General features: G+C 67.2%; 12 protein-coding genes. 9 read left to right on the forward strand and 3 right to left on the reverse strand.

The window, feature by feature from the left end:
• Nucleotides 1–60 precede the first annotated feature (60 nt).
• Complete coding sequence (locus tag DMC18_RS22005; protein WP_110122087.1) at nucleotides 61–576, reverse strand: GNAT family N-acetyltransferase; 516 nt, start codon at nucleotides 574–576, stop codon at nucleotides 61–63.
• A gap of 156 nt (nucleotides 577–732) precedes the next feature.
• Here DMC18_RS22005 and secG point away from each other — a divergent pair, with 156 nt between their 5' ends.
• The 5 genes from secG (at nucleotide 733) to eno (ending at nucleotide 5809) form a co-directional block, all read left to right on the forward strand.
• Nucleotides 733–1158: a preprotein translocase subunit SecG gene (secG, locus tag DMC18_RS22010; protein ID WP_110122086.1), complete on the forward strand. Its 426-nt coding sequence runs from the start codon at nucleotides 733–735 to the stop codon at nucleotides 1156–1158.
• Between the two features lie 88 nt (nucleotides 1159–1246).
• Nucleotides 1247–2899, forward strand: coding sequence for a CTP synthase (locus DMC18_RS22015; protein ID WP_110122085.1), 1653 nt, complete (start codon nucleotides 1247–1249; stop codon nucleotides 2897–2899).
• A 115-nt stretch (nucleotides 2900–3014) separates the two neighbouring features.
• Nucleotides 3015–3197: a 50S ribosomal protein L32 gene (gene rpmF, locus DMC18_RS22020; RefSeq protein ID WP_110122084.1), complete on the forward strand. Its 183-nt coding sequence runs from the start codon at nucleotides 3015–3017 to the stop codon at nucleotides 3195–3197.
• Between the two features lie 225 nt (nucleotides 3198–3422).
• Nucleotides 3423–4403: a retroviral-like aspartic protease family protein gene (locus DMC18_RS22025; protein WP_110122083.1), complete on the forward strand. Its 981-nt coding sequence runs from the start codon at nucleotides 3423–3425 to the stop codon at nucleotides 4401–4403.
• Between the two features lie 125 nt (nucleotides 4404–4528).
• Nucleotides 4529–5809 carry a phosphopyruvate hydratase gene (eno, locus tag DMC18_RS22030; RefSeq protein WP_110122082.1) on the forward strand — a complete coding sequence of 427 codons (1281 nt, stop codon included), beginning with the start codon at nucleotides 4529–4531 and terminating at the stop codon, nucleotides 5807–5809.
• 75 nt (nucleotides 5810–5884) lie between these two features.
• Here the strand turns inward: eno and DMC18_RS22035 are convergent, their stop codons facing one another.
• Together DMC18_RS22035 and DMC18_RS22040 are read right to left on the reverse strand one after the other, a co-directional pair.
• Entirely contained in the window at nucleotides 5885–6775 is an 891-nt protein-coding gene (locus DMC18_RS22035) for an alpha/beta hydrolase (RefSeq protein WP_158285963.1), read from the reverse strand.
• A gap of 35 nt (nucleotides 6776–6810) precedes the next feature.
• On the reverse strand, nucleotides 6811–7392 hold the full coding sequence (locus DMC18_RS22040; protein ID WP_110122080.1) for a hypothetical protein: 582 nt from the start codon (nucleotides 7390–7392) through the stop codon (nucleotides 6811–6813).
• 391 nt (nucleotides 7393–7783) lie between these two features.
• Here DMC18_RS22040 and DMC18_RS22045 point away from each other — a divergent pair, with 391 nt between their 5' ends.
• From DMC18_RS22045 to DMC18_RS22060, 4 genes are all read left to right on the forward strand, one after another.
• A complete protein-coding gene (locus tag DMC18_RS22045; RefSeq protein WP_058348879.1) occupies nucleotides 7784–8080 on the forward strand; it encodes a septum formation initiator family protein in 297 nt (98 codons plus the stop codon).
• 175 nt (nucleotides 8081–8255) lie between these two features.
• Nucleotides 8256–9287, forward strand: a complete 1032-nt coding sequence (gene pdhA / locus DMC18_RS22050) for a pyruvate dehydrogenase (acetyl-transferring) E1 component subunit alpha (RefSeq protein ID WP_110122079.1) — start codon at nucleotides 8256–8258, stop codon at nucleotides 9285–9287.
• Nucleotides 9284–10642 (forward strand): pyruvate dehydrogenase complex E1 component subunit beta, encoded by a 1359-nt coding sequence (locus DMC18_RS22055; protein WP_110122078.1) that lies wholly within the window; start codon nucleotides 9284–9286, stop codon nucleotides 10640–10642. The genes pdhA and DMC18_RS22055 overlap by 4 nt, the downstream gene beginning before the upstream one ends.
• Before the next feature lie 147 nt (nucleotides 10643–10789).
• A partial coding sequence (locus DMC18_RS22060; RefSeq protein ID WP_146218170.1) for a biotin/lipoyl-containing protein occupies nucleotides 10790–10997 on the forward strand: 208 nt, incomplete at its 3' end.

Genomic DNA, 10997 nt, shown 5'->3' on the forward strand with positions numbered 1-10997 from the left:
GGAGCAATCACATCCCCCTCCGTCGGCTTCGCCGACACCTCCCCCTTCAGGGGGAGGGTCTCAGAGCTCCACCCCATAAAGCCGCCCATCCCGTCGCTCGCCGTCGCGATCCACCTGGCCCTTCAGATAGGCCGCGCCCTTGAAGCCCAGGCGTTCCAGCAGCTTCTCGGCCCGGGCGTCGCCGACCTGGGTGCGGGCGACCACGTGCTTGAGGTCGCTGGCGGCGGCGTGGGCGAGGAGGGCGCTGACCGCCTCCTGGGCGTAGCCGTTGCCCCAGGCCTCGCGGGCCACGATGAAGCGCAGTTCGGCGCGGTGGCGGCGCTCGTCGATCTCGACGAACTCGCAGGCGCCGACGAAGGCGCCGGTCGCGGTCAGGCGGATCGTCCAGTAGAGCGCGGTCCCGGCCTGCATGTCCTCGACCTGGCCGACCACGCAGGCGGCGACCTCGTCGGGATCCTCCAGCGGCGCCCGGTCCCAGTGCGCCATCAGTTCCGGATCGCTGAGGAACGGATAGATCAGCGGGGCGTCTTCGGCGACCAGGGGCTTCAGGGTGAGGCGTTCGGTCTCGAGAATCATGCGCGCCCTAAAACTGGATTGGGGAACTTGGATTGGGGAACTTGAGTTGGCCGGCCGTCGTCCCACCTATGGCGTGCGCGCGCCGGTAGTGGTAGAGGGGCCGCTTCGTTTTTCGCAGCCGGTCCCCCGACTGCACTGATCGAGAACTGTTTCGTCATGCTCATCGGCATCCTGCTGGCCATCAACATCATCGTCTGCATCGCGCTGATCGGCTTCGTGCTGCTCCAGCGGTCGGAGGGCGGCGCGCTCGGCATGGGCGGCGGTGGAGCGGGCAGCTTCATGACCGCCCGCGGCGCCGGCGACTTCATGACCCGGATGACCTGGATCCTGTTTTCGGTGTTCCTGGTCATCAGCCTGGTGCTGACCATTCTGACCGGCCGCATCGGCGGCGCTGATTCGGTCGTCGACAAGCTGAAGATCGACAATCTCGACACCAAGACCCTGAACGCCCCGGCGACCCCGGCCGCTCCCGCCACGACCGCGCCGGCGCCGATCCAGGCCCCGACCCCGCAGCTCGGCGCTCCGGCTCCCGCGGCTCCGGTCACGACCGCTCCGGCTCCGGCTCAGACCCCCGCCCAATAAGGGCGGGGCTCGGGCTCGGAAGCGAAACTTGTTTATGAACGTCGGTCTTTTCGCCGCGATCGCCGAATCGCGGGTAATCTGAGCGCCCATGACGCGGTACATTTTCATCACCGGCGGCGTGGTTTCCTCTCTTGGAAAAGGCCTCGCCTCCGCAGCGCTCGGCGCTCTCCTGCAGGCTCGCGGCTACACCGTCCGCCTGCGCAAGCTCGACCCCTATCTGAACGTCGATCCGGGCACCATGAGCCCGTATCAGCACGGCGAGGTGTTCGTCACCGACGACGGGGCCGAGACGGACCTGGATCTGGGGCACTACGAGCGCTTCACCGGCGTGTCGGCCAAGAAGGCCGACAACATCACGACCGGCCAGATCTACAAGACGATCATCGAGAAGGAGCGTCGCGGCGACTATCTGGGCGCGACCGTCCAGGTGATTCCGCACGTCACCAACGAGATCAAGGACTTCGTCCTCTCGCCCGCCATGGACGAGACCGGCCAGAAGGCCGTCGACTTCGTGCTCGTCGAGATCGGCGGCACGGTCGGCGACATCGAGGGCCTGCCGTTCTTCGAGGCGATCCGCCAGCTGCGCCAGGACCTGCCGCGCGGCCAGAGCTGCTACGTCCACCTCACCCTGCTGCCGTTCATCAAGACGGCCGGCGAGATGAAGACCAAGCCGACCCAGCACTCGGTCAAGGAACTGCGCTCGATCGGCATCCAGCCGGACATCCTGCTCTGCCGCTGCGAGCAGGACATCCCGGTCGAGGAAAAGCGCAAGATCGCCCAGTTCTGCAACGTGCGCCCCAGCGCCGTAATCCAGGCCATGGACAGCGCCTCGATCTACGCGGTGCCGATCGACTATCACAAGGAAGGCCTCGACGCCGAAGTGCTCGACGTCTTCGGCATGCACGACGCGCCCAAGCCCGACCTGTCGCGCTGGGAAGCCATCGACCACACCGTCCAGCATCCGGACGGCGAGGTGACCATCGCCGTCGTCGGCAAGTACACCGTGCTGAAGGACGCCTATAAGTCCCTCATCGAGGCCCTGCACCACGGCGGTCTCGCCAACAAGGTCAAGGTCAACCTCGACTGGGTCGAGAGCGAGACCTTCGAGGGCGACGAGAACGCGGCCGCGGCCCGTCTCGAAAACGCCCACGCCATCATGGTGCCCGGCGGCTTCGGCGAGCGCGGCGCGGAAGGCAAGATTCGGGCGGCCCAGTTCGCCCGCGAGCGCAAGGTGCCGTACTTCGGCATCTGCTTCGGCATGCAGATGGCCGTCATCGAGACCCTGCGCAACGTCGCGGGAATCACCGACGCCTCGTCCAGCGAGTTCGGTCCCACCGAGCGCCCGGTCGTCGGCCTGATGACCGAGTGGATCAAGGGCAACGAGATGGTCTCGCGCAAGGCCGGCGACGACCTGGGCGGCACCATGCGCCTGGGCGCCTACGACGCCGTCCTGCAGCAGGGCTCCAAGGTCGCCGAGATCTATGGCGAGACCGACATCGTCGAGCGCCATCGTCACCGTTACGAGGTCAACATCGGCTACAGCCACAAGATGGAGGAGGCGGGTCTCAAGCTCACCGGCCGTTCTCCGGACGGCGTGCTGCCCGAGATCGTCGAGCGCGACGACCATCCGTGGTTCATCGGCGTCCAGTTCCACCCGGAACTGAAGAGCCGTCCGTTCGCTCCGCACCCCCTGTTCGCCAGCTTCATCGCGGCGGCCAAGGAGCACGGACGACTGGTCTGAACTGGCGAGTTGCATGTCTGGAGAGATTCAGGCATAAGCGCGCCCTCACGCGGCGACCTGGGCTTTCCCGAGTCGCCGCTTCCGATTTTCACGCTCAGCGAGCAGAGTCACTTCGATGGCCGTTCCCAAAAGAAAAACTTCGCCTTCTCGCCGGAACATGCGCCGGTCGCACCACGCCCTGGGCGCTAACTCGTTCATCGAGGACAAGGACACCGGCGAGCTGCGTCGTCCGCACCACGTCGATCTGAAGACCGGCCTGTACAACGGCAAGCAGATCCTGACCCCGAAGGAAGACTAAGGTCTTTCTCGGACGCGCCCGCCGAACCGGCGAGCGCTCCAGGATTTAGCGTCTGACGCTTCGAAAGCGCCGCCCGGCTCGCCCGGGCGGCGCTTTTCGTCGTGGGTTGGTCCAAGCGGTGCTAGAGTGGCCATCGGATCGCCACTGGGACGATCCCAACAAGCCAGGAGCGCGGTCAGCGCCAAGAATGGCGTGATCAGCCTCCGGCGAACTGGGAGGTTCGCCATGTTCACGCGTCGCACCCTAGCGTGCGGCCTCGGCGCATCGTTCGCCGCCGCGCCCTCGTTCGCCAACGCTTTCTCGCCCGGCCAGGCCGCTCCGGCCGTCCTACCGCCCCCGGCGACGCCCGCCGTGCCGCTCTACATCATCGACACGGCGATCGACGATTCGGAGCGCATGACCGTCGAGACCCAGATCAACGAGCAGGGGTCGTACCGCTTCGTGGTCGATTCCGGCGCCGATCGCTCGGTGATCTCCCAGATGCTGGCCGCCCGCCTGGACCTGCCGAGAGGCCGGGACGTCATCGTCCACGGCATCGGCGGCTCTGCGATCACCCCGACGGCCCGCATCGCCCACCTGTCCACCGGCGAAGCGCGCCTGACCGATGTCGAACTGCCGGTGCTGGCGCCCGAGCGGGTCGGCGGCGACGGCCTGCTGGGCGTCGACATCCTGCAGGACCGCTCGGTGGTCATGGACTTCAAGCGAAAGCGCCTGGAGGTCCGCCACAGTACGCCCGAGTACCGGTTCTTCCGGCGGTCCCAGGAGGTGCAGATCGAGGCCGATCAGCGCTTCGGGCGGCTCACCGTGGTCAACTGCCGGGTCAACAACATCCGAACCCTGGCCTTCATCGACTCCGGCGCCGGCTCGTCGATCGGCAACATGGCGCTGTCCAAGGCCATCCAGGCCAAGGCCCGCAAGGGCGCCGATCCGGCCCTGGCCGTGCGCCTGCTCGGCGTGGCGGGCGGCGAGACGATCGGCGAGTACCGGGTCCTGCGGTCGATGAACATGGGCGACCTGCGGATGACCAACCTGGCCGTGGTCTTCGCCGACCTGCACATCTTCGATCACTGGAAGATCAACGAGAAGCCGGCGCTCCTGCTGGGCGTGGACGTGCTGAAGCTGTTCGCCCGGGTCGAGCTCGACTTCGGCGCCGAGCAACTGCTGTTCCGCCTCGGTTCGGGCGGACCGCCGGTCCTGCAGGCGTGACGACCCTGCTGGCGTGACGACAAGGCGCTGACGCAACGGAACTTCGATCCTGCCGAACGCCGGTCTTGGTTGCGGCGAAGCAGCGGCGCGGCTAAGGGGAAGCGCCTTTTCTTTCGGGAGCTCCCATGACCGAGATCGTCGACATCATCGCCCGCGAAATCCTCGATAGCCGCGGCAATCCGACGGTCGAGGTCGACGTCGTCCTCGAAGACGGCGCCTTTGGTCGCGCCGCGGTGCCGTCGGGCGCCTCGACCGGCGCCCACGAGGCCGTCGAAAAGCGTGACGGCGACAAGTCGCGCTACCTCGGCAAGGGCGTCCGCCAAGCCGTGGAAGCCGTCAACGGCGAGATCTTCGACGCCCTGTCGGGCGTCGACGCCGAAGACCAGCGCCGCATCGACAGCCTGCTGATCGGCCTCGACGGCACGCCGAACAAGGCCCGCCTGGGCGCCAACGCCATCCTCGGCGTCTCGCTCGCCGTGGCCAAGGCCGCCGCCGAGTCGGCCGGCCTGCCGCTGCACCGCTACATCGGCGGCGTGAACGCCCGCGTCCTGCCGACCCCGATGATGAACATCATCAACGGCGGCGCCCACGCCGACAATCCGATCGACATCCAGGAATTCATGATCCTGCCGACCGGCGCGGCCAGCTTCTCCGAAGCCCTGCGCATGGGCGCCGAGATCTTCCACGGCCTGAAGAAGGCTCTGAAGGACGCCGGCCACAACACCAACGTCGGCGACGAAGGCGGCTTTGCTCCCAACCTCGCCAGCGCCGAAGCCGCGCTCGACTTCATCGTCAAGGCCGGTGAAGCCGCGGGCTACAAGGCCGGCGACGACTTCCTGCTGGGCCTCGACGTCGCCTCGACCGAGTTCTTCAAGAACGGCAAGTACGAGCTGGAAGGCGAGGGCAAGTCTCTCGACCCGTCGCAGATGGTCGACTACCTGGCCGACCTCGTCTCCAAGTTCCCGATCGCCTCGATCGAGGACGGCATGGCCGAAGACGATTTCGCCGGCTGGAAGCTGCTGACCGACACCCTGGGCAAGAAGGTCCAGCTGGTCGGCGACGACCTGTTCGTGACCAACCCCAAGCGCCTGCAGATCGGCCTCGACCAGGGCCTGGCCAACTCGATCCTGGTCAAGGTCAACCAGATCGGCACGCTGTCGGAAACCATCGACGCCGTCGATCTGGCCCACCGCCACGGCTACACCAGCGTCATGAGCCACCGCTCGGGCGAGACCGAGGACAGCACCATCGCCGACCTGGCCGTGGCCCTGAACTGCGGTCAGATCAAGACCGGTTCGCTGGCCCGTTCGGACCGGCTGGCCAAGTACAACCAGCTCCTGCGCATCGAGCAGCAGTTGGAAGACCAGGGCGTCTACGCCGGTCGCGCCGCCCTCAAGGGCCGTTGATCGGACGGACCGCGGTCCGAGCTGAACGAGATGAGCGCGCCGGGTCAGCCCGGCGCGCTTTTTCGTGTCCGATCCTCAGCCGGGCAGGCGGTCCAGCCAGGCCAGGAACAGTCCGCCCCAGGCGGTCTCCGGGGCCGGCGGGCGCGAGCGCAAGGCAAAGCCGTGGCCGCCGGTCGGGAAGACGTGCAGCTCGGCGGTCCCGCCCCGGGCGACGATGGCGATGGCGGCGTCACGGCTGTTGTCGGCCGAGACCTTGGGATCGTCCTCGGCGTGGAACAGAAAAGCCCTCGCGGGGCCGTCGAAGCCGTGGAAGGGCGTCGCCTGCGGCGGGGCCTTGGGCCGGGTCAGCCACGGATAGCCCAGGCCGATGAAGTCGGGCAGGGAAGGGGCCGCGTCCAGAGCGTCCACCGGCGGATAGAGGGCGGCGGCTCCGCGAGAGGCGAGCGCGGCGGCCAGCGTTCCACCGGCCGAAAAGCCCAGCGCGCCGACCATGGGCGCGCTGGTCCGGCTTCTCAGCAGCCGCAGCGCGCGCTGGGCGTCCTGCAACGGGGCGTCGAAGCGGGCCGCCCACGGATCCTTCGGCAGCCGATAGACCAGCACGCCGGCGTAAACGCCGTTGGCGGCCAGCCAGCGGGCGACCTCGTGGCCTTCCTTGTCGGCCACCACCTTGCTGAACCCGCCGCCGGGAATGACCAGCACCGCCGCCTTCGGCTTGGCGGTCCCGGTCGGCGGATAGAGCGTCAGCGTCGGGCGCGTGACGCCCTCGATGCTGTAGTCGACGCGGCCGTCGGGCCAGTTGTAGGCCACGCGCCGTTCTTCGCCCGTCACGCGCTCTCCACCCGGCGCCGGGCCGGGCCACAAGGGCGCGACTTCCGGGGCGGTCTCGGCTCTGGCCGCGCCCACGGCGCCGAGAGCTAGCGCGCCGCCGGCCGCCATCAGCCGGCGGCGATTCCAGTCGCGGTCCATCAAGGCGTCTCCAACCATGGGATAGGGCGAGCGTCTCAGCCCTCGATCAACTGCGCCCGGGCCTTCACATCGGCCAGGGTGACGTCCTTCTTCATGACCATGTAGCCAGTCACCGCGTGCCAGGCGTCCTCGCCCAGGCCGTCGGTCTCCGCGCCGGTCGCCGCGCCGTTGACGCGATCGGTGGTCGGCATCACCGGACGGCCGGGCAGGGCGATCTCGCCCAGCACCAGGTCCTTGGCGTCGCCCGTCCGGCCCCGCCAGCCGCAGGTCTCGAACCGCACCAGCCGCTCGGGCGCGAAGGCCTGGGTCAGCAGCATCAGCTTCATCGTGCCGGTGGCGGCGACTTCGGCCTGCTGCATGGCCCGTGTTTCCTGGCGAGCCACCGATCGGCCGTAGGTCACCCAGCGGTCCTCGCCCTCCCACAGGGTCTTGAAGATCGAGGCGTTCATCGGGATCAGCAGCCCGCCGCCGAAGTCGAGCCTGGGCGGGTCGCCCTTGATCATGTTGGGGCCGCCCTTGCGGCCCTTCACGACGCCGTCGTCGCTGCGCTGGCGGGCGGCCGCCGGCAGCGCCAGGGCGATGATGGCGAGGCCCGCCAGAGCGTGTCTGCGAAGCATGTCGTTTCTCTCCCCTCGAGACGCATTGCCAACGCTGATTTCGCACGCGGAGCGCGCGGCGGATCAATCTCAAGTGGCAAGCCAAAAGCGTCACAGCGGCGATTCTGAGGCGAGGGCGCCCTCAAAACAGGCGTGACCGGTGTTCGATCAAAAAAGACCGACCACATTTTTTCTAAAAGCTCGGCCGCCTTTAGAAAAACAGAGGTTTTAACTGTTCTCGCGGCTGCGAACGAAATGCCGCGATGCGGTATCTCGATGCCCCTGAAACGGTCTCATTTGAAAGTATTTTGGGCCTGCTCGCGAGCTATTTGCAAGCCCCTTGCAGGGTTGGGGATTTAGACCGTGTTAAGCACGTTCTGGCAGCCTGAACCTCCCTGTCCGGGATTCGCCGATGTTCGCTCGACTGCAACCCTACCTGCCGACCGCGGCGCTCCTTCTCCTGATCACGTACTTCGTCTTTCACGCTCTGACGGGCGAGAGAGGCCTGCTTTCCTCGTCTCAACGCAACGCGGACTTGGCCGCCAAGACGATGGAACTTAAGAAGATCCGCGCTGAGAGGATGGACCTGGAGGCTCGGGCTCGTCTATTACGCAGCGGCAGCCTGTCGGCCGATCTCCTGGAGGAACGCGCGCGTTCCCTCCTTGGATACGCCGATCCCAAGGACTACGTGATCCGCACCAAGCGCTGAGCTGGGTCGGTTCACACCGGTCCGAGGCTGTCTTGTAGACCACACTTCAGGTTGCGGCCTGGAGGGCGGTCTCGGCGTCAACATGAGCGCTATCCTGCGCCGGAAAGCCGCACAGCGGCGGCGACGGAAGCCTCTGAGATGAAGGCCGTTATGGTGATTGGCCAGGGAGAGTTTAATGGCGCGAACGCGCAAGGGTGAAGCCTCGACGGAGAAGGGCGCCGACACCGGTGTCAACGCCTTCGTCGGCAAGGAAGAGCTTCTCAAATTCTATCAGGACATGCTGCTGATCCGCCGCTTTGAAGAGCGCGCCGGCCAGCTGTACGGCATGGGCCTGATCGGCGGGTTCTGCCACCTCTACATCGGTCAGGAAGCCATCGCGGTCGGCATGCAGTCGATCTCGCACAAGGGCGACCAGATCATCACGGGCTACCGTGACCACGGCCACATGCTGGCCGCCGGCATGGACCCCAAGGAAGTCATGGCCGAGCTGACCGGTCGCGCTGGCGGTTCGTCGCGCGGCAAGGGCGGTTCGATGCACATGTTCGACATCGAGACCGGCTTCTACGGCGGCCACGGCATCGTCGGCGCCCAGGTGGCGCTCGGCACCGGCCTGGCGCTGGCCAACCACTACAAGAACAACGGCAACGTCTCCTACGCCTACTTCGGCGACGGCGCGGCCAACCAGGGCCAGGTCTACGAGAGCTTCAACATGGCCCAGCTGTGGAAGCTGCCGGTCGTGTACGTGATCGAGAACAACCAGTACGCCATGGGCACCAGCGTCGAGCGTTCGGCGTCGGAAACCGCCTTCCACAAGCGCGGCGTCTCGTTCCGGATCCCGGGCGAGGAAGTCGACGGCATGGACGTGGTGGCCGTGCGTGAAGCCGGCGCCCGCGCCAGCGAGCACGCCCGCAGCGGCCAGGGTCCCTACATCCTCGAGATGAAGACCTACCGCTACCGCGGCCACTCGATGTCCGACCCGGCCAAGTACCGCACCAAGGAAGAGGTCGACGAGGTCAAGACGACCCGCGATCCGATCGACCACATCAAGGAACGCCTGGCCGCGGCCGGCGTCACCGAGGACGATCTGAAGACCGTCGACGGCGAAGTGAAGCGCATCGTGGCCGAAGCGGCCGAGTTCGCCCGCACCAGCCCCGAGCCGGATCCCTCCGAACTCTACACCGACGTATACCTGGAGGCCGCCGAGTGACGGACATCCTGATGCCCGCGCTTTCCCCCACCATGGAGGAAGGCACCCTGGCCAAATGGCTCGTCAAGGAAGGCGACACCATCAAGGCCGGCGACGTGATCGCCGAAATCGAGACCGACAAGGCGACGATGGAAGTCGAAGCCGTCGACGAGGGCGTGATCGAGGCCATCCTCGTTCCCGCCGGCTCGGAGAACGTCAAGGTCAACACCCTGATCGCCAAGCTGGCGGGTGAAGACGGCGCCTCGGCGTCGGCCGCTCCCGCCGCCGCCCCGGTCGTCGCCGAAGCGGCCCCGGCTGCTCCGGTCGCCGCGGCTCCGGCCCCGATCGCCGCCGCCTCGAACTTCGCGGACCCGGAACTGCCGGAAGGCACGCCGACCAAGAAGATCACCGTGCGCGACGCCCTGCGCGACGCCATGGCCGAAGAGATGCGCCGCGACGACCGCGTGTTCCTGATGGGCGAGGAAGTCGCCCAGTACCAGGGCGCCTACAAGGTCAGCCGCGAACTCCTGCAGGAGTTCGGCGACAAGCGCGTCATCGACACCCCGATCACCGAGCACGGCTTCGCCGGCATGGGCGTCGGCGCGGCGATGGCGGGCCTGAAGCCCATCGTCGAGTTCATGACCTGGAACTTCGCCATGCAGGCGATCGACCACATCATCAACTCGGCGGCCAAGACGCTGTACATGTCGGGCGGCCAGATCAAGTCGTCGATCGTGTTCCGCGGCCCCAACGGCGCGGCCTCGCGCGTCGGCGCCCAGCACAGCCAGGACTACGCGGCCTGGTATGGCAACATCCCGGGCCTGAAGGTCATCGCGCCGTACGACGCGGCCGACGCCAAGGGCCTGCTGAAGGCCGCCATCCGCGACCCGAACCCGATCGTCTTCCTCGAGCACGAGATGATGTACGGGCACGAGTTCGACATCCCGGACGTCGAGGACTACGTCGTGCCGATCGGCAAGGCCAAGATCCGCCGTCAAGGCACGGACGTGACCCTGGTCGCCTACAGCCGCATGGTGGGCTTCGCTCTCCAGGCCGCCGAGGCCCTGGCCGCCGAAGGCATCTCGGCCGAGGTCGTCGACCTGCGGACCATCCGCCCGATGGACCACGCCACGGTCCTGGAAAGCGTCAAGAAGACCAACCGCCTGGTCACGGTCGAGGAAGGCTGGGGCCCGATGGGCGTCGGCGCCGAGATCGTCGCCCGCATCACGGAGTTCGGCTTCGACTACCTGGACGCCCCGCCGCTGCGGGTCCACCAGGAAGACGTGCCGCTGCCGTATGCGGCCAACCTGGAAGCCCTGTCGCTGCCGTCGGTCGACAAGATCGTCAAGGCGGCCAAGGCGGTCTGCTACCGCTGAGACCGGCGCGGCCCCCGCTCCTGACGGGCGGGGGCCGCATCGTCTCGGTCAACGAATTCATCCCGCCCCTGGGCGGGGTATCGAGGACGACGGCCCGGCACACCATCGGGGCCGACATCGTTCCGAACGCTTGAGGAAAGAGCTCAAATGTCGATCGACATCCTGATGCCCGCCCTGTCGCCCACCATGGAAGAGGGCACCCTCGCCAAGTGGCACGTCAAGGTCGGCGACACCGTCAAGGCCGGCGACGTCATCGCCGAGATCGAGACCGACAAGGCGACCATGGAAGTCGAAGCCGTCGATGAGGGCGTGATCGAAGCCATCCTGGTCGACGCCGGCACGGAAAACGTGAAGG

It is taken from the genome of Caulobacter sp. D5 (assembly GCF_003185805.1).
In the GTDB taxonomy this organism is placed as follows: Bacteria; Pseudomonadota; Alphaproteobacteria; order Caulobacterales; family Caulobacteraceae; genus Caulobacter.